At 52.9% G+C, this 17387-nt stretch carries 16 protein-coding genes and 6 tRNA genes; 9 read left to right on the top strand and 13 right to left on the bottom strand.

Features of this window, described 5'->3' with window-relative positions; translation table 11 throughout:
• The first annotated feature begins 5 nt into the window (after nucleotides 1-5).
• Complete coding sequence (pdxK, locus tag ACOTYH_RS15725) at nucleotides 6-842, top strand: pyridoxine/pyridoxal/pyridoxamine kinase (RefSeq protein ID WP_015572224.1); 837 nt, start codon at nucleotides 6-8, stop codon at nucleotides 840-842.
• A gap of 44 nt (nucleotides 843-886) precedes the next feature.
• Here the strand turns inward: pdxK and crr are convergent, their stop codons facing one another.
• The 5 genes from crr to cysZ all read right to left on the bottom strand — a co-directional run bounded on the left by crr (nucleotide 887) and on the right by cysZ (nucleotide 5681).
• Complete coding sequence (crr, locus tag ACOTYH_RS15720) at nucleotides 887-1396, bottom strand: PTS glucose transporter subunit IIA (protein ID WP_003861316.1); 510 nt, start codon at nucleotides 1394-1396, stop codon at nucleotides 887-889.
• Between the two features lie 40 nt (nucleotides 1397-1436).
• Entirely contained in the window at nucleotides 1437-3164 is a 1728-nt protein-coding gene (gene ptsI, locus ACOTYH_RS15715) for a phosphoenolpyruvate-protein phosphotransferase PtsI (RefSeq protein WP_006811455.1), read from the bottom strand.
• 45 nt (nucleotides 3165-3209) lie between these two features.
• Nucleotides 3210-3467 (bottom strand): phosphocarrier protein Hpr, encoded by a 258-nt coding sequence (gene ptsH / locus ACOTYH_RS15710; protein WP_000487600.1) that lies wholly within the window; start codon nucleotides 3465-3467, stop codon nucleotides 3210-3212.
• Between the two features lie 317 nt (nucleotides 3468-3784).
• A complete protein-coding gene (cysK, locus tag ACOTYH_RS15705; RefSeq protein WP_006811453.1) occupies nucleotides 3785-4756 on the bottom strand; it encodes a cysteine synthase A in 972 nt (323 codons plus the stop codon).
• Between the two features lie 163 nt (nucleotides 4757-4919).
• Nucleotides 4920-5681, bottom strand: a complete 762-nt coding sequence (gene cysZ / locus ACOTYH_RS15700) for a sulfate transporter CysZ (protein ID WP_006811452.1) — start codon at nucleotides 5679-5681, stop codon at nucleotides 4920-4922.
• 229 nt (nucleotides 5682-5910) lie between these two features.
• Between cysZ and zipA the strand changes: the two genes are divergently transcribed.
• The 3 genes from zipA to ACOTYH_RS15685 all read left to right on the top strand — a co-directional run bounded on the left by zipA (nucleotide 5911) and on the right by ACOTYH_RS15685 (nucleotide 9207).
• On the top strand, nucleotides 5911-6906 hold the full coding sequence (zipA, locus tag ACOTYH_RS15695) for a cell division protein ZipA (RefSeq protein WP_015572226.1): 996 nt from the start codon (nucleotides 5911-5913) through the stop codon (nucleotides 6904-6906).
• Between the two features lie 68 nt (nucleotides 6907-6974).
• Nucleotides 6975-8990, top strand: a complete 2016-nt coding sequence (gene ligA, locus ACOTYH_RS15690; protein ID WP_017383473.1) for an NAD-dependent DNA ligase LigA — start codon at nucleotides 6975-6977, stop codon at nucleotides 8988-8990.
• A 1-nt stretch (nucleotide 8991) separates the two neighbouring features.
• Nucleotides 8992-9207 (top strand): DUF3820 family protein, encoded by a 216-nt coding sequence (locus ACOTYH_RS15685; protein WP_003861328.1) that lies wholly within the window; start codon nucleotides 8992-8994, stop codon nucleotides 9205-9207.
• Here ACOTYH_RS15685 and ACOTYH_RS15680 read toward each other — a convergent pair.
• Complete coding sequence (locus ACOTYH_RS15680; protein WP_015572227.1) at nucleotides 9204-10199, bottom strand: bile acid:sodium symporter family protein; 996 nt, start codon at nucleotides 10197-10199, stop codon at nucleotides 9204-9206. The genes ACOTYH_RS15685 and ACOTYH_RS15680 overlap by 4 nt on opposite strands.
• A gap of 89 nt (nucleotides 10200-10288) precedes the next feature.
• Between ACOTYH_RS15680 and ACOTYH_RS15675 the strand changes: the two genes are divergently transcribed.
• Nucleotides 10289-11230: a LysR family transcriptional regulator gene (locus ACOTYH_RS15675; protein WP_058689120.1), complete on the top strand. Its 942-nt coding sequence runs from the start codon at nucleotides 10289-10291 to the stop codon at nucleotides 11228-11230.
• Here the strand turns inward: ACOTYH_RS15675 and ACOTYH_RS15670 are convergent.
• The 5 genes from ACOTYH_RS15670 to ACOTYH_RS15650 all read right to left on the bottom strand — a co-directional run bounded on the left by ACOTYH_RS15670 (nucleotide 11221) and on the right by ACOTYH_RS15650 (nucleotide 12077).
• On the bottom strand, nucleotides 11221-11562 hold the full coding sequence (locus ACOTYH_RS15670) for a FlxA-like family protein (protein WP_017383471.1): 342 nt from the start codon (nucleotides 11560-11562) through the stop codon (nucleotides 11221-11223). The genes ACOTYH_RS15675 and ACOTYH_RS15670 overlap by 10 nt on opposite strands.
• 137 nt (nucleotides 11563-11699) lie before the next feature.
• A tRNA-Lys gene (locus ACOTYH_RS15665) sits at nucleotides 11700-11775 on the bottom strand.
• 4 nt (nucleotides 11776-11779) lie between these two features.
• Nucleotides 11780-11855, bottom strand: a tRNA-Val gene (locus ACOTYH_RS15660).
• Nucleotides 11856-11884: 29 nt separating this feature from the next.
• Nucleotides 11885-11960, bottom strand: a tRNA-Val gene (locus ACOTYH_RS15655).
• 41 nt (nucleotides 11961-12001) lie between these two features.
• Nucleotides 12002-12077, bottom strand: a tRNA-Val gene (locus tag ACOTYH_RS15650).
• Between the two features lie 258 nt (nucleotides 12078-12335).
• Here ACOTYH_RS15650 and gltX point away from each other — a divergent pair.
• Nucleotides 12336-13751, top strand: a complete 1416-nt coding sequence (gene gltX / locus ACOTYH_RS15645; RefSeq protein WP_058689119.1) for a glutamate--tRNA ligase — start codon at nucleotides 12336-12338, stop codon at nucleotides 13749-13751.
• Nucleotides 13752-13802: 51 nt separating this feature from the next.
• Here the strand turns inward: gltX and ACOTYH_RS15640 are convergent, their stop codons facing one another.
• Nucleotides 13803-14189, bottom strand: a complete 387-nt coding sequence (locus ACOTYH_RS15640) for a YfeC-like transcriptional regulator (protein WP_017383469.1) — start codon at nucleotides 14187-14189, stop codon at nucleotides 13803-13805.
• Nucleotide 14190: 1 nt separating this feature from the next.
• The gene (locus ACOTYH_RS15635) at nucleotides 14191-14553 is read right to left on the bottom strand and encodes a YfeC-like transcriptional regulator (RefSeq protein ID WP_015572232.1); all 363 of its coding nucleotides are present in this window, start codon (nucleotides 14551-14553) and stop codon (nucleotides 14191-14193) included.
• Between the two features lie 217 nt (nucleotides 14554-14770).
• Here ACOTYH_RS15635 and ACOTYH_RS15630 point away from each other — a divergent pair.
• From ACOTYH_RS15630 to ACOTYH_RS15620, 3 genes are all read left to right on the top strand, one after another.
• Nucleotides 14771-14846, top strand: a tRNA-Ala gene (locus tag ACOTYH_RS15630).
• A 41-nt stretch (nucleotides 14847-14887) separates the two neighbouring features.
• Nucleotides 14888-14963, top strand: a tRNA-Ala gene (locus ACOTYH_RS15625).
• A gap of 212 nt (nucleotides 14964-15175) precedes the next feature.
• Complete coding sequence (locus tag ACOTYH_RS15620; protein WP_421637812.1) at nucleotides 15176-17365, top strand: EAL domain-containing protein; 2190 nt, start codon at nucleotides 15176-15178, stop codon at nucleotides 17363-17365.
• The last annotated feature ends 22 nt before the right edge of the window (nucleotides 17366-17387 follow it).

Genomic DNA, 17387 nt, shown 5'->3' with positions numbered 1-17387 from the left:
GCGTCATGGAGATGATTTTATTCCGGGATAACACCCGGGCGCAGCAAACCGATATTGTCGCCGTACAGTCGCAGGTGGTGTACGGCAGCGTGGGAAACAGCATCGCGGTGCCGAATATTCGCACCCACCGGCTGAACGTTACCGCCGTGCCAACGGTGCTGTTCAGCAATACGCCTCACTACGACACCTTCTACGGCGGGGTGATCCCGGACGAGTGGTTCAGCGGCTACCTTAAGGCGCTGGAAGAGCGCGAGATCCTGCGCGAGCTTAAAGCGGTCACCACCGGCTATATGGGCAGCGCCAGCCAGATCGCGCTGCTGGCGCAGTGGCTGAAGGCAATCAAAGTGCAACATCCCGATCTGCTGGTGCTGGTCGACCCGGTAATTGGGGATATCGATAGCGGGATGTACGTGAAGCCGGATATTCCTGAAGCCTACCGTGAGCATCTGCTCCCGCTGGCCCAGGGCATTACGCCCAACGTGTATGAACTTGAAGTGCTGAGCGGCAAACCGTGCCGTACGCCGGAGAGCGCCATTGCCGCCGCGCAGGGGCTGCTGTCCGACTCGCTGAAATGGGTAGCGATCACCAGTGCGCCAGTGTCTGACGATCCGCAGAATATCCACGTTGTGCTGGTGAGCGAAGAAGGTGTTACCGTAAGCGCGCACCCGCGCGTAGAGACGGATCTGAAAGGAACGGGCGATCTGTTCTGTTCGGAGCTGGTCAGCGGCATTGTGGGAGGGAAAACCGTTGCCGATGCCATTCGCATGGCGGGCGATCGGGTGACTGACGTTATGATCTATACGCAGTCGAAAGGCTATGACGAGCTTATCCTGCCGGCATAAACAAAAATGGCGCCCGAAGGCGCCATTTTTCTGTGCGGCAAGAATTACTTCTTGATGCGGATAACCGGGGTTTCACCCACGGTGACGCTGCCAGACAGTTTGATCAGTTCTTTGATTTCGTCCATGTTGGAGATAACAACCGGAGTCAGGGTAGACTTCGCTTTTTCTTCCAGCAGCGGCAGATCGAATTCAATTACCGGGTCGCCAACTTTAACGCGCTGGCCTTCTTCTGCGATACGCTTGAAGCCTTCACCTTTCAGTTCAACGGTGTCGATACCGAAGTGAACGAACAGTTCGATACCGCTATCGGATTCGATAGAGAACGCATGGTTGGTTTCAAAAATTTTACCGATGGTGCCGTCAACTGGAGCAACCATTTTGTTGCCAGTTGGTTTGATAGCAATGCCATCACCAACGATTTTCTCAGCAAACACTACATCCGGCACGTCTTCGATGTTGACGATCTCGCCGGAGAGCGGAGCAACAATCTCAATAGTTCCGGAGTCTTTCTTGTCATCAGAAACCAGAGATTTCAGTTTATCGAACAAACCCATGATCTTCTCCTAAGCAGTAAATTGGGCCGCATCTCGTGGATTAGCAGATTGTTTTTTCTTCAATGAACTTGTTAACCAGCGTCATTAACTCGTCCGTTGTCGGTTGAGCAAGAGCCTGCTCTGCTAACACCTTCGCATCTTCGAAGTTCGTGTTACGGATAATCTTCTTAATGCGCGGGATGGAAATGGCGCTCATAGAGAATTCGTCCAGACCCATACCCAGCAACAGAAGTGTAGCACGTTCGTCGCCTGCAAGCTCACCACACATGCCAGTCCATTTACCTTCTGCATGAGAAGCATCAATAACTTGCTTGATCAAATTCAGTACGGACGGTGACATTGGCTGGTAGAGATGTGAAATCATATCATTACCACGGTCAACTGCCAGGGTGTACTGCGTTAAATCATTGGTACCGATACTAAAGAAATCAACTTCTTTGGCTAAATGACGCGCAATGGTCGCGGCTGCCGGTGTTTCCACCATCACGCCGATCTCAATGGATTCGTCAAATGCTTTACCTTCGTCGCGCAGTTCCTGTTTGTAGATTTCGATCTCTTTCTTCAGTGCACGCACTTCTTCAACAGAGATGATCATCGGGAACATGATGCGCAGTTTACCGAAAGCGGAGGCACGCAGAATAGCGCGAACCTGGTCACGCAGGATCTCTTTGCGATCCATGGCGATACGCACGGCACGCCAGCCCAGGAACGGGTTCTCTTCTTTCGGGAAGTTCATGTACGGCAGCTCTTTGTCGCCACCGATGTCCATGGTACGGACGATTACAGCCTGCGAGCCGCACGCTTCCGCAACCGCTTTGTACGCTGCAAACTGCTCTTCTTCCGTTGGCAGAGCGTCGCGATCCATGAACAGGAATTCAGTACGATACAGACCTACACCTTCCGCGCCGTTGCGCTCAGCGCCGTCAACGTCACGTACGGTACCGATGTTAGCGCACACTTCAACCTGATGGCCGTCCAGCGTGATAGCTGGCAGATCTTTCAGTTTAGCGAGTTCCGCTTTCTCGGTAGCAACCTGCTCCTGAACGGAACGCAGCTGCTCGATCACATCGTTAGTTGGGTTGACGTAAACCACATTGTTTACGGCATCCAGAATCAGATAGTCGTCGTTTTTAACCTGGGAGGTAACGCTACCGGTACCCACAATGGCTGGCAGCTCCAGAGAACGCGCCATGATTGAGGTGTGGGAGGTACGTCCACCTGCATCAGTAATGAAACCCAGCACCTTGTTCAGGTTCAGCTGTGCGGTTTCAGACGGGGTCAGGTCAGCGGCAACCAGGATGACTTCGTCCTGAATCGCGCTCAGATCGATGATGGCCAGACCCAGGATGTTGCGCAGCAGGCGCTTACCGATGTCACGTACGTCAGCCGCACGTTCTTTCAGGTATTCATCGTCCAGCTCTTCCAGGGCAGATGCCTGACCTTCGATAACTTCATGCGCAGCCGCGTCGGCCGTCATGCCTTTATCTTTAATCAGGGCTATGATTTCCTGCTCCAGCTCCTCATCTTCGAGCAGCATAATGTGCCCTTCGAAGATGGCTTCTTTTTCTTCACCGAAAGTTTCGCCAGCTTTAGTTTTAATCGCTTCCAGTTGCGCAGATGCCTTGGCACGACCGCTCAGAAAACGTTCAACTTCCTGATCAACCTTGTCGGCAGAAATTTTTTTCCGGTCAATGACGATTTCGTCTTCTTTCAGCAGCAATGCTTTGCCGAAAGCGATACCCGGGGATGCTAAAATGCCTGAAATCATAACCCTACCTTACTTGTGACTGATATTGAAAAGAACCCGGTAAACTTACTCGAGTTCAGCCATCAGCTTAACCAGATGCTCAACTGCTTTCTGCTCGTCTTCACCTTCAGCGGAGATGGTAACAACGGTACCCTGAGTCAGGCCCAGAGTTTGCAGCTTGAACAGGCTTTTTGCGCTAGCGCTTTTGCCGTTGGAAGTCACAGTGATTTCAGAAGTGAAGCCTTTCGCTTCTTTAACAAACTGAGCAGCAGGGCGGGTGTGCAGACCGTTCGGAGCGGTAATGGTAACTTCTTGCTGGAACATTGTATTTCCCCAACTTATAGGTTTAGTGTTGTGGAACTAAAGTCTAGCCTGGCGACTTAACTTTAGCCTGTATAGTTAGCGCTGACGTTTCAATCGTCATTAAACATTATGCAGTGAAAGCAAGACTTGAACCAAATCATAAAATCGATTCAGCAGCGCTATTTCGTTCACCGATTAATTTCGCGCATCAAAATAATTGCTGGTTTAAATACCAGACCCAACGGGGTGAAGCAATGCCAGGAGGGGTAAAACTTTGAAGCAGGCCACAAAAAAGCACCTGAAAAGGTGCTTTTTTACGCGTTTTTAACATGCTGGCATCACTGTTGCAGTTCTTTCTCTGTGAAGAGATCGGCAAACAGTGCTGTGCTTAAGTAACGCTCACCCGAAGACGGTAGGATAACCACAATGTTCTTATTGGTAAAGGTTTCATCTTCCAGCAGTTTGAGGGCTGCCGCAACCGCCGCACCGGAAGAGATACCCGCCAGAATGCCTTCCTCGTCCATCAGGCGACGCGCCGTGGAGATGGCTTCTTCATTGGTAATGGCGACGACTTTATCGATCAGCTTCAGATCCAGGTTGCCTGGAATAAAGCCAGCGCCGATACCCTGGATTTTGTGTGGGCCAGGTTTGATCTCTTCGCCTGCCAGCGCCTGAGCGATAACCGGTGAGTCGGTTGGCTCAACGGCAACGGTAATCAGATCTTTTTTACCTTTCGTGCCTTTAATATAGCGAGACACACCGGTCAGCGTACCGCCGGTGCCTACGCCGGAGATAAACACATCAACCTGACCGTCGGTATCTTCCCAGATTTCCGGGCCGGTGGTTTTCTCATGAATTTCCGGGTTGGCCGGGTTGCTGAACTGCTGGAGCAGCAGATACTTTGCCGGATCGCTGGCAACAATTTCTTCGGCCTTCTGAATCGCGCCCTTCATGCCTTTTGCGCCTTCGGTCAGGACCAGGTTCGCACCCAGCGCTTTCAGCAGCTTACGACGCTCAATGCTCATGGTTTCAGGCATAGTCAGCGTCAGCTTGTAGCCACGCGCCGCCGCAACATAGGCCAGAGCGATACCGGTATTGCCGCTGGTGGGTTCAACCAGCTCAACGCCAGGTTTCAGCACGCCACGCTTTTCAGCATCCCAAATCATATTCGCACCGATACGGCATTTAACGCTGAAGCTTGGGTTACGAGATTCGACCTTCGCCAGAATGCGTCCATTACCGATACGGTTCAGTCGAACCAGGGGCGTATGACCGATAGTCAGCGAGTTGTCTTCATAAATCTTACTCATGGCCTGTCCTTAACTGTATGAAATTGGGATACCGACCCAGCATACCTGTTGAACAGGTATGGGGAAGTAAGGAAATCGCATATCTATATGCTGCAAGGAAATAATGGGGATCAGTATGGAATAAGGGGCGGCATAAGCCACCCCTCTTTTACACATTTTTGCATTACTTCCATAACGCGTGCTTAGCACGGTAACAGTCCACCCACATCGCCGTCGCGCCGCAAACGGCAACGGGCATGATGAACAAATTCAGGAAAGGGATCATGGTGAACAGGCTGGTCAGCGCGCCAAATTGCATGTTGGCAACCTTCTGAGTGCGCAGGGCAGTGCGCATCTCTTTAAACGGCACTTTGTGGTTATCGAACGGATAATCACAGTACTGGATAGCGAGCATCCAGGCGCTGAACAGGAACCACAGCACGGGCGCGACCGTCTGGCCAATCCCGGGTACAAAATAAAGAATAAGCAGCACAATCGCCCGCGGCAGGTACCAGGCGAACTTCTGCCATTCACGCTTCATGATGCGGGGGAGATCTTTCACGATCCCGAGTACGCCCGTGTCAGGTGGCGTCGCACCGGTAAGGCGCGCTTCCAGCTGTTCGGCCAGCAGACCGTTGAACGGCGCGGCTATCCAGTTTGCTATCGTCGAAAAGAAATAGCCGAAAACCAGCAGCACGGAGATAACCGCAATCGGCCAGAGCAGGTAGTCTAGCCACTGTAACCAGTCCGGCACATAGCTCATCAGGGAAGGGATCCAGCTTTCCAGTCTGGTGAACAGCCACCAGAAGGCCCCGCCCATCAGAATAATGTTGATCAGTAACGGCAAAATAACGAAGCGTCGAATGCCCGGCAGGGAGACCAGTTTCCAGCCCTGAGAAAAGTACCAGACCCCGCTGCGTGGGGCAGAAGAAGATGTTGAAACCATACCAGGCTGTACTCCTTTTTACACAACCAGTGGAATTGCCCGCCTATATTATCCAGTTACGGGCCAATGACCAGTTCGGAAATGTTCGAAAAACCAGCAAAAAGCACGATTTAGTTCATCTTTATGCTGTGAATGCTCTGCATACACTTGCACTTGACGTAAACGGCAAATACTCTTAGTGAGTAAATGTTTGCCGTGGTGGCAAGGTGTTAGAACAACAGAGAATATAATGATGCAGGATTTGCGTCTGATATTAATCATTGTTGGCGCGATCGCCATAATCGCTTTACTGGTACATGGTTTCTGGACCAGCCGTAAAGAGCGTTCCTCTATGTTTCGCGATCGTCCACTGAAGCGCATGAAGTCCAGTCGTGACGACGATGACGTTGAAGACGACATCGACGGTCCTGACGACGACGGCGTGGGTGAAGTTCGTGTTCATCGGGTCAATACTGCGCCCGGCGCAGCGCATGGAGAGCATGAAGCCCCCCGCGCTCCGCAGCACCAGTATCAACCACCGTATGCCTCTGCCCAGCCGCGCCAGCCAGCGCCGCCGCCAGTGGAAGAACCTGTTCGTCATCCGCCGCAGCAGCCTGTGCAACAGCAGCCCGTTGCGCCACAGCCTGTACAGCCGCAACCTGTGCAACAGCCTGCACAGCCAGTGCATCAGCCACAGCCTGTTCAGCAGCCGCAGCCGGTACAACAACCGCAGCCGCAGCCTGAACCGCCTGCGCCACAGCCCGCTCCGCGCGTTGAGCCAGAGCCGGTCGCAGAGCCAGAACCGGTTGTTGAAAAGCCGCAGCGTAAAGAAGCGGTGATCATCATGAACGTGGCTGCTCATCATGGCACCCATCTGAACGGTGACGTGCTGCTTAACAGCATCCAACAGGCAGGCTTCAAGTTCGGCGACATGAATATTTTCCATCGCCACCTGAGTCCTGACGGTAGCGGTCCGGCGCTGTTTAGCCTGGCCAATATGGTCAATCCAGGCACGTTTGACCCGGAAATGACCGGTGATTTCGTCACGCCGGGGGTTACGATCTTTATGCAGGTGCCGTCCTACGGTGACGAGCTGCAAAACTTTAAGCTGATGCTACAGTCCGCTCAGCACATCGCCGACGAAGTGGGCGGTGTGGTGCTCGACGATCAGCGTCGAATGATGACGCCGCAGAAACTGCGCGAGTATCAGGACCGCATCCGCGAAGTTAAGGAAGCGAACGCGTAATCGTCGCGTTAACTTCACCTCCTCCTCAACCCCCGCCTGTCGGGGGTTTTTCTCATTGATGGTGCGATATGGACTCAATCGAACAACAACTTACTGAACTGCGAACCACGCTTCGCCATCATGAATATCTCTATCATGTTATGGACGCACCGGAAGTGCCGGATGCGGAATATGACCGCCTGATGCGTGAACTGCGCGAGCTGGAAGCGCAGCACCCCGAACTGATTACGCCCGATTCCCCAACGCAGCGCGTCGGCGCGGAACCGCTGGGCGCTTTCAGCCAGGTGCGCCATGAAGTGCCGATGCTGTCGCTGGATAACGTGTTTGATGAAGAGAGTTTTCTGGCTTTCAACAAGCGTGTGCAGGATCGCCTGAAGAGCATCGACAATCTGAGCTGGTGCTGCGAGCTAAAGCTGGATGGTCTGGCCGTTAGCATTCTTTATGAGAACGGCGTGATGGTGCGTGCCGCAACGCGCGGCGACGGCACTACCGGGGAAGACATCACCACTAATGTGCGCACTATTCGTGCGATCCCGCTGAAACTGCGTGGCGATAACATTCCCGCCCGGCTGGAAGTGCGCGGGGAAGTGTTCCTTCCGCAGGCGGGCTTCGAGAAGATCAACGAAGAAGCGCGTCGTACGGGTGGGAAAGTGTTTGCAAACCCGCGTAACGCGGCGGCAGGTTCGCTGCGTCAGCTCGATCCGCGAATCACCGCGAAGCGACCGCTTACTTTCTTCTGCTACGGCGTCGGGATCCTGGAAGGCGGTGACCTGCCAGATACCCACCTGGGTCGTTTAATGCAGTTCAAAGAGTGGGGGTTACCGGTTAGCAACCGTGTGCAGCTCTGCGACTCTCCGGAGGCGGTGCTGGCGTTCTATCACAAGGTTGAAGAGGATCGTCCCACGCTCGGGTTTGATATTGATGGCGTGGTGATCAAGGTTAACTCGCTGGCGTTGCAGGAACAGTTAGGATTTGTGGCCCGTGCGCCGCGCTGGGCGGTAGCCTTTAAGTTCCCGGCGCAGGAGCAGATGACCTTCGTTCGCGACGTGGAGTTTCAGGTAGGGCGTACGGGGGCGATTACGCCTGTGGCGCGTCTGGAGCCTGTGCAGGTGGCTGGCGTGCTGGTAAGTAACGCCACGCTGCATAACGCCGATGAAATTGCCCGCCTGGGCCTGCGCATTGGTGACAAAGTGGTGATTCGCCGCGCGGGCGACGTGATCCCACAGGTGGTTAACGTTGTTGAGTCTGAACGTCCTGCCGATACCCGTGCCATCGAGTTTCCAGCCCACTGTCCGGTATGTGGTTCGGACGTTGAGCGCGTGGAAGGTGAAGCGGTAACGCGCTGTACGGGCGGGTTAATCTGCGGCGCGCAGCGTAAAGAGTCCCTGAAGCACTTTGTCTCCCGCCGGGCGATGGACGTCGACGGAATGGGTGACAAGATTATCGACCAGTTAGTTGAGAAAGAGTACGTCCATACGCCAGCGGACCTCTTTACCCTGACGGCAGGTAAGCTGACCGGTCTTGATCGTATGGGGCCAAAATCTGCCCAGAACATCGTTAACGCGCTCGAGGCGGCCAAAAACACCACCTTTGCCCGTTTCCTTTACGCGCTTGGCATTCGTGAAGTCGGAGAGGCGACAGCGGCAGGGCTGGCGGCGTATTTCGGCACGCTGGACGCGCTGGAGAAAGCCACCATCGACGAGCTACAGAAAGTCCCTGATGTCGGCATTGTGGTCGCCACCCACGTTTTCAACTTCTTCGCCGAAGAGAGCAACCGTGAAGTGATCGGTAAATTACTGGAACAGGGCATTCACTGGCCTGCACCGGTAGTGGTTAATGCCGAAGAGATCGACAGCCCGTTTGCCGGTAAAACGGTGGTGCTGACCGGCAGCCTGAGCCAGCTTTCGCGCGATGACGCGAAAGCGCGCCTGGTGGCACTGGGGGCAAAAGTGGCGGGCAGCGTATCGAAGAAAACCGACCTGGTGATTGCCGGGGAAGCGGCCGGTTCGAAGCTGGCAAAAGCGCAGGAGCTTGGCATCGAGGTAATCGACGAAGCGGAAATGATGCGCCTGTTAGGAGAGTGACGTGGAAAAAGAGCAGCTCGTTGAGATCGCCAATACGGAGATGCCGTTCGGTAAATATAAGGGTCGCAGGCTGATTGATTTACCGGAAGAGTATCTGCTGTGGTTTGCCCGTAAGGATGAGTTCCCCGCCGGGCGTCTGGGCGAGCTGATGGCTATCACGTTACTGATCAAAACAGAGGGGCTGACCCAGCTGGTTCAGCCCCTGAAACGTCCTTAAACTTTCGCGGCGCGGGTCTCTTCCTGCGCCAGCTTTTCTGTCTGCGCCTTGTAACGCCGCGCCAGTACCGCACACACCATCAGCTGGATCTGATGGAAAATCATCAGCGGCAACACCATCATCCCAATGACGGACGTCGGGAACAGAATATTGGCCATCGGGATCCCGTTGGCCAGGCTCTTTTTCGATCCGCAAAATACAATGGTGATTTCATCGGCCTTGTTGAAGCCGCATTTGCGGGCCACAAAGACGTTAACCGCGATGACAATGGCCAGCAAAACGATGCTTACCACCACAATAAACAGCAGCGATCCAGCGCCCACCCTGTGCCAGATGCCGTTCACCACGGCTTCGCTGAAGGCCGTGTAAACCACCAGCAGAATTGAGCTTTGGTCCGTTTTCCCGATCCATTTTTTATGTTTTGCCACAAACGCCCCAATCCAGGGACGGGATAAGTGTCCGAGCACAAACGGCAGCAGCAGTTGCAGACAAATTTTACCCACCTGCTCCAGATTACCTTCCGCCCCGTGCATATTCATCAGCAGACCGACCAGCAGCGGTGAAACAAAGATCCCCAGCAGGCTGGAAGCGGAAGCAGAACAAACCGCCGCCGCGACGTTACCGCCCGCCAGCGAGGTAAAGGCAATAGCGGACTGCACGGTGGCCGGCAAAATGCACAGATAAAGGAAACCGGTATACAGCGCCGGATCGACATTCACCGGCGCCCACCAGGCGAACAGCACGCCCAAAACCGGGAAGAGGATAAAGGTGCTGCACATTACCCACAGGTGCAGTCGCCAGTGGCTACCGCCTGCAATAATGGCTTCCCGTGAGAGTTTGGCGCCATGCATAAAGAACAGCAGGGCAATGGCTGCCGTGGTCAGTCCTTCAATAACCGGAACGAAACTGCCCCGCGCCGGGAAGAACGAGGCCAGCAAGACGACACCAATCAGGGTCAGCGTAAACGGATCAAGGATACGAAAAAGTTTCATAATCACTCCTGAAAACAGATGCCGCTATTGTGCTTTCTTCCCTTTGAGAAATAAAATTGATTTATTGCATCCATTCATGAATTAAACAGATGAATTATTCGTTACGTCAGCTTCGCGTTTTCGTCACCGTCGCGCAGGCCCGCAGCTTTAGCCGGGCAGGGGAGATCATTGGCCTCAGCCAGTCGGCGGTGAGCCATAGCGTTAAGGAGCTTGAAACGCAAACGGGAGTGAAGCTGCTCGACCGTACGACGCGAGAAGTGGTACTCACCGAAGCGGGACAGCAACTGGCAATGCGTCTGGAGAGGCTGCTGGATGAACTGAACAGTACGCTCAGGGATGTCGGCCGGATCGGACAACAGCTTTCCGGCACCGTGAGAGTGGCGGCGAGCCAGACGATTTCAGCGCATCTTATTCCCCAGTGTATCGCTGAAAGTAATCACCGCTATCCGGATATCGATTTTGTTTTGCACGACAGGCCGCAGCAGTGGGTACTGGAGAGTATCCGTCAGGGGGATGTAGATTTTGGCATCGTTATTGATCCCGGAGCGGTAAGCGACCTGGAATGTGAAGTGGTGCTCTCGGAGCCCTTTTTATTGCTCTGCCGCGATGATGATCCGCTGGCATCGCTGCCACAGGTGGCCTGGCTGGCCTTGCAGGGGGCGAACCTGGTGTTACAGGATTATGCATCAGGCAGCCGTCCGCTGATAGATGCCGCACTGGCCGCGCAGGGCGTTAAGGCAACCATTGTGCAGGAGATCGGGCATCCTGCCACGCTCTTCCCGATGGTCGAAGCGGGGATTGGCATCAGCGTTCTGCCGGCGCTGGCGCTGCCACTGCCGCAGGGGAGTCGTTTAACGGTGAAGCGTTTCGTACCCTGTGTCGAACGCCAGCTGATGCTGGTACGCCGTAAAAACAGGTCACTTTCCGGCGCGGCGCATGCCTGCTGGGATGTGGTGCGTATGCAGGCCGAACGTTTGATGGAGGCCCGCACACGCGATCCACTTTTTAACGAAACCAATAATCAGATGTAGATATTAATCTGATGCTCCGCGGAGGGCTTATTGATGCCTTCCGCGACTGCCTGACCTTTTTCCTGTTTTGGCATCGCCTCTTCTGCCTGCTGACGCTGCAATTGCGCCAGTTGTGCCTGCAACATAGCCAGCTGAGATTCGAGTAATTCCTGCTGCTTTTGCTTCTCTTCTGCTGTGGCATCACCCATGGCCACTTCTTTGAGCTGCTGAGTGACTTTCGTTATCTGTTTGGTCAGACGGGTGATTTGAGAAGCAATGTCGTTTCCGCCGGAGCTGTTATCTACGCTGCCGATTTCCATCGCCGACAGAGAAACGGGCTTAAGAGTTGTCATATTGAGATCCTTTTCGCCATAAAATAGAGGTATCGGCAAAGAAGGCGTGAGCTTGAGTAAAACAAGCGATCTGGCTGCAATGGGGATGTGCTATATCGCAGATAGCAAAAAAGCGCCTTTAGGGCGCTTTTTTACATTGGTGGGTCGTGCAGGATTCGAACCTGCGACCAATTGATTAAAAGTCAACTGCTCTACCAACTGAGCTAACGACCCGAAATGGTGGGCGATGACGGGCTCGAACCGCCGACCCCCTCCGTGTAAAGGAGATGCTCTACCAACTGAGCTAATCGCCCATTTCGGAACTGCTGCGATAAGGTGAGAATGGTGGGCGATGACGGGCTCGAACCGCCGACCCCCTCCGTGTAAAGGAGATGCTCTACCAACTGAGCTAATCGCCCAATCTCAATGCTTATCTACACTGCGAGTCTACCGAAGTATATGGTGGGTGATGACGGGCTCGAACCGCCGACCCCCTCCGTGTAAAGGAGATGCTCTACCAACTGAGCTAATCACCCCCGCTGTGTGGAGTCGCATTATAGGGAGAGTTGAAAATGAGTCAACGCATTTTCTAAAGTTTTTATTCGTTCGTCGTAAAATTAGTCAAAACGATCGCAAAACGGACTGTGGCGCATGATTTATAAACAAAAACAGCAATCTCGAACCGGATAAAGTGATCGACATTGAGGAATCGGCCCACAGTGATAGAATATTGCCCATTGTTTTCTTCCCGGAATTTGCCGATTACCGGCATCTTTATAACGTAAGGCCATTTCATGAAAATCAAAACTCGCTTCGCGCCGAGCCCGACAGGCTATCTGCATGTCGGTGGTGCACGTACCGCTCTCTACTCCTGGCTTTTCGCACGTCACAACAACGGTGAGTTTGTGCTGCGTATTGAAGACACCGATCTGGAGCGCTCAACGCCGGAAGCAATTGAAGCCATTATGGATGGGATGAACTGGCTGAATCTGGCGTGGGACGAAGGCCCATACTTCCAGACCAAACGTTTTGACCGCTATAACGCCGTAATTGACGAGATGCTGGTGGCAGGCACGGCCTATAAGTGCTACTGCTCCAGGGAGCGTCTGGATGCGCTGCGTGAAGAGCAAATGGCAAAAGGCGAAAAACCGCGTTATGACGGTCGTTGCCGCCATGACCACAGCGAGCATGCTGCGGATGAGCCTTGCGTAGTGCGTTTTGCTAACCCACTGGATGGCTCTGTTATCTTTGATGACCAGATCCGTGGTCCGATCGAATTCAGCAACCAGGAGCTGGATGACCTTATCATTCGTCGTACTGACGGATCGCCAACCTATAACTTCTGCGTAGTTGTGGACGACTGGGATATGGAAATCACTCACGTGATCCGTGGTGAAGACCATATCAATAACACCCCGCGTCAGATCAACATTCTGAAAGCGCTGAACGCGCCTGTACCGGTGTATGCGCACGTATCAATGATCAACGGTGACGACGGTAAAAAGCTGTCCAAACGTCATGGCGCGGTGAGCGTGATGCAGTACCGTGATGACGGCTATCTGCCGGAAGCGCTGCTGAACTACCTGGTGCGTCTGGGCTGGGCTCATGGTGACCAGGAGATCTTCAGCCGCGAAGAGATGATCGAGCTGTTCTCTCTAAACTCGGTCAGCAAATCAGCCAGCGCGTTCAACACTGACAAACTGCTGTGGCTGAACCATCACTACATCAATACCATGCAGCCAGAATATGTGGCGACTTATCTGCAATGGCACATTGAACAGGCAAACATCGATACCCGTACGGGCCCTGAACTGGCGGATCTGGTGAAGCTGCTTGGCGAGCGTTGCAAAACGCTGAAAGAAATTGCTGAAAGCTGCCGTTACTTCTATGAAGAGTTTGACGCGTTCGACGCCGACGCGGCCAAGAAACACCTGCGTCCGGTTGCGCGTCAGCCGCTGGAAGTGGTGCGTGATAAACTCGAAGCCATTACCGAATGGACTGCGGAAAATGTTCACCACGCGATTCAGGCTACCGCTGATGAGCTGGAAATTGGCATGGGTAAAGTCGGTATGCCGCTGCGCGTTGCGGTGACGGGGGCAGGCCAGTCTCCGGCGCTGGACGTGACCGTTCATGCCATCGGCAAATCACGTAGCGTTGCGCGTATCAACAAAGCGCTGGGCTTTATTGCTGAGCGTGAAAGCCAGCAGTAATACTCGTGTAATACAAAAAACGGCAGGGTAACCTGCCGTTTTTTATGCCTGTTATTCAGCAATACCAAGACGCGTGAGAAAACCCTGCAACCCTTCACGAGCGAGCAACTTGTGCAAACGTTCCTGTTCGACAGTCGTCATGTTTTCCAGCGAGTCGATAATTTGTGGAAGCAGGCTGGATGAGGTTGCCACGCCGTAGTGGGAAGGGCTTTCCGCCACATGGTAAACAGCCCGACGGTTACGAATGGCGGGAAGACTAATGATGTGCTCCTTAACGTGCGCATCAATACATATCACCCTCGCTCTTCCGCCTTTTACACCGTTGATACCCTCCGTTTTCCATCCTTTCTGTCGTATCCAGCGATTAACGGTTTGTCGGGCTACGCCCAGACTGTCCGCCAGCTCTTCCGTGGTCATTTTGCTGCGTAATCTTTTCATATCAGCGTTGGTCGCGAATCCCTAAACGTTGTAACAAGCCGGTAATCCCTTCCCGCAGTAACAGCGATGTCATCTGCTTTTGCTCTTCCGGCGTCATTTCATTCGCCAGCGTCAGGAGCAGGGCATGAAGCGAGCCCTCGTGGTACGCCTTATCTGGCAGTTCCGGCGTCTCTGTTGCCCTGCGCGCGCTGCGAATAAAGTCGCGCACTTTTTCATTGACGTGTACCAGACGCGCCTTGCCACCCTGAACGCCTGGCTTTGGCGATGTAATCCAACCCTCTTTGCGTACCCATTTATTGATGGTCTGTCGGCTATAGCCAGTCAGCAGGGCTAACTCTTCTGGCGTCATTCGTTCCTTGATCATACAATTTCCTGAATATCTGTGGGGTTAATTAGTGGTTCATTTTATAGCACCGTTTTACGTGAAAACGTGACAAGCTTAACTCCTGGCTGCGAGCAGGCTCTCAAAGTGATTCATTTGCATGATTTTTCGGCGATTGAAAGGCGGAGGCTGAATTTGCCGTTGACACTCTGCGGCGGAATTCATATTATGCCGCCCGTCAACATGACAGCTTTACGACGGGGCTATAGCTCAGCTGGGAGAGCGCCTGCATGGCATGCAGGAGGTCAGCGGTTCGATCCCGCTTAGCTCCACCAAACTCTGAACCCAACAGAGTGCGGTAGGTAAAGTAACATGTGGGGCTATAGCTCAGCTGGGAGAGCGCTTGCATGGCATGCAAGAGGTCAGCGGTTCGATCCCGCTTAGCTCCACCAAAATTTAAACCCTCGTCGCAAGACGGGGGTTTTTTTATATCTTGTAAAATATTTTAGACTGTTTTTGTTGCAATTAACGTCGTTTTCTACACCTCCCCTCAATCCAAATCAATAAACAAGTCTATAAATAGACCTGAACTTGATTCGTGTTATTAATAAACCTATTATCCATGCGGTCAATGAGACGATGGTAAAATAGATTATCCGGATTAATGAATAGAAAAATTTACAATAATGTAAAGATATTTATGATTGCCCTGGCGCTAAGCCTGATTGCGATTCCTTTTTCTCGTTATATCTCTCCACGGGCCATCGTCAGCGAAAATGATGTTTATCTGGCGTGGTTGCCCTTAAGTGCCATGCTCGCCATCGTGTTGTTATTTGGACGGCGGGCAATCATTCCTTTGCTGTTAAGTTTTAGTATTACTAATATTTATAATCTTGATTTAGCACCACTACAATCTGCCGTATTATTATGTTGTCAGACGTTTACCGTCTTCGCCGCCTGTGGCGTCATCCGTCTGGTGCTGGGCAAGCGCTGGCGACACAGCATACCGAATAAGTACATTGGCATACGTATTTTCTGGCTCGGATTTATGGTGCCTGTGGGCATCAAATTATCGATGTATCTGGCGGGATATTTATTTGATTTCCCGGTGACAATCTCCTCATATTTTGGCGAAGGCTCTGCAATTTATAACGTTATCGATATTCAGAGTCTGATTTGTGCCGCCCTGATTTTCACCATGATGTTCTATTATCCGTTAAGAATGATTATTAATCCTCGCTATGCCCGAACATTCTGGCGGCGAAGCGTGAAGCCCCTCTTTTGTCACAAAAAAGCGTTATTTATCGTTGTGTGGCTGATGCTGTTGATCTCGATGATCGCTATTTTATGCGCGCCTTTTGAGTCGCAGTTTATTGCGGGTTATTTGATGCCAATCGTTTTCATTCTTTTCACCCTTGGGATTGGTCGTCTGAGCTATGCGCTCATCTCTTTATTCTGGGCGGCCTCGGCGCTCATGCTGTTGACCTATAATTATAATTTTCTTAATGGCGTTGAATCGGGCCACTCGCTCTCCTTTATCCTGTCGGTGCTTATCTCTTTCGCCATCTGCCTGCTTTACATGTCGCGGATCTATCAGAAAAGTGAATGGCTGAAACAGGGGTGGCAGGAGAGGGCGCTTACCGATCCGCTCACCGGTCTGCCTAACATTCGTGCGCTGGAAGTGTTTTTACAGCACCATCCCGAGGCCAAAGTCTGCTGCCTGCGCCTGGATAATCTCGAATTCCTGAGCCGTCACTACGGCATCCTCATGCGTGTACATTGTAAAAAGATGATAACCGCGTCGCTGCAACCGTTATTGCAAAAAGACGAGAAGCTCTTCCAGTTGCCGGGCAGTGAGCTGGTAGTGGTCTTGCTGGGTCCGGGCACGGCTGAACGTCTGCAATATATGGTTGATCATCTGAACAGCCGTAAGATTATCTGGAACAAGACTGAGCTCGACATCGAGTTTGGCGCCTCCTGGGGTGAAGTGCCGGATGGGGAAAGCCTGCATCACACGCTGGGTCAGCTGAGCTGGCTCTCCGAGCAGTCCTGTGCCGGGCACAACGTCCTGGCGTTAACCAACAGTCTGGATGATGTCTCCGGTCAGACGACGGACAGAGTGCTGATGCTGGCCCGCGTAAAACGCGCCCTTGATATCGGTGGGCTTCACCTTTACGCCCAGCCAATCCATAACGCGCGTGGGGAAGGGTACTTTGAAATCCTCTCAAGGCTTGAAAGCGAGGGTGAGATCATCACGCCTGATCGCTTTATTCCGCTGATTGCTCAGTTTAACCTGAGCCACCGATTTGACCTGAACGTGGTGGAAAAATTGCTGATGTGGATGCGCAGCCATCCGTCCGAACGGGCCGGAACGCGGTTCTCCGTTAATCTGATGCCGCTTACGCTGATGCAAAATGAGATAGCGGCTGAGATCATCGCGCTTTTTGAACGCTACGCCATTGCGCCGCAAGATATCGTCATTGAGATCACCGAGGAACAGGCTTTCTCTGACTCGGGAAGCAGCATCAACAATATCCAGCAGCTGCGGGATTACGGCTTCCGGATTGCTATTGATGACTTTGGTACCGGCTATGCCAACTTTGAGCGCCTCAAGCGGCTGGAGGCCGATATCATTAAGATCGATGGCTGCTTCGTGAAAGATATCTGCACCGACAGCATGGATGCGATGATCGTGCAGTCCATTTGCAACATGGCCAAAACGAAATCGCTTTGTGTGGTGGCTGAATATGTGGAATCGGCTGAACAACGCGAGATGTTGCTGCGATTTGGCGTGGACTATTTGCAGGGCTATTTGATTGGTAAACCACTGCCCCTGACGGCGCTGGAGGCATAAAAAAACCGGGAGCGAGGACTCC

The organism is Enterobacter cloacae complex sp. SHL001 (assembly GCF_049236825.1).
GTDB lineage: Bacteria > Pseudomonadota > Gammaproteobacteria > Enterobacterales > Enterobacteriaceae > Enterobacter > Enterobacter hormaechei_C.
This window is presented reverse-complemented; position numbering and strand designations above follow the sequence as displayed.

Excerpts from the sequence above, each read along its gene's own strand:
- ACOTYH_RS15675 (WP_058689120.1), top strand. The coding sequence starts at position 10,289 with ATGAATTATTCGTTACGTCAGCTTCGCGTTTTCGTCACCGTCGCGCAG.
- zipA (WP_015572226.1), top strand. The coding sequence starts at position 5,911 with ATGATGCAGGATTTGCGTCTGATATTAATCATTGTTGGCGCGATCGCC.
- cysK (WP_006811453.1), bottom strand. The coding sequence starts at position 4,756 with ATGAGTAAGATTTATGAAGACAACTCGCTGACTATCGGTCATACGCCC.
- cysZ (WP_006811452.1), bottom strand. The coding sequence starts at position 5,681 with ATGGTTTCAACATCTTCTTCTGCCCCACGCAGCGGGGTCTGGTACTTT.
- ACOTYH_RS15620 (WP_421637812.1), top strand. The coding sequence starts at position 15,176 with ATGAATAGAAAAATTTACAATAATGTAAAGATATTTATGATTGCCCTG.
- ptsI (WP_006811455.1), bottom strand. The coding sequence starts at position 3,164 with ATGATTTCAGGCATTTTAGCATCCCCGGGTATCGCTTTCGGCAAAGCA.
- ACOTYH_RS15635 (WP_015572232.1), bottom strand. The coding sequence starts at position 14,553 with ATGATCAAGGAACGAATGACGCCAGAAGAGTTAGCCCTGCTGACTGGC.
- ptsH (WP_000487600.1), bottom strand. The coding sequence starts at position 3,467 with ATGTTCCAGCAAGAAGTTACCATTACCGCTCCGAACGGTCTGCACACC.
- pdxK (WP_015572224.1), top strand. The coding sequence starts at position 6 with ATGGAGATGATTTTATTCCGGGATAACACCCGGGCGCAGCAAACCGAT.
- ligA (WP_017383473.1), top strand. The coding sequence starts at position 6,975 with ATGGACTCAATCGAACAACAACTTACTGAACTGCGAACCACGCTTCGC.
- ACOTYH_RS15640 (WP_017383469.1), bottom strand. The coding sequence starts at position 14,189 with ATGAAAAGATTACGCAGCAAAATGACCACGGAAGAGCTGGCGGACAGT.
- ACOTYH_RS15670 (WP_017383471.1), bottom strand. The coding sequence starts at position 11,562 with ATGACAACTCTTAAGCCCGTTTCTCTGTCGGCGATGGAAATCGGCAGC.
- crr (WP_003861316.1), bottom strand. The coding sequence starts at position 1,396 with ATGGGTTTGTTCGATAAACTGAAATCTCTGGTTTCTGATGACAAGAAA.
- gltX (WP_058689119.1), top strand. The coding sequence starts at position 12,336 with ATGAAAATCAAAACTCGCTTCGCGCCGAGCCCGACAGGCTATCTGCAT.
- ACOTYH_RS15680 (WP_015572227.1), bottom strand. The coding sequence starts at position 10,199 with ATGAAACTTTTTCGTATCCTTGATCCGTTTACGCTGACCCTGATTGGT.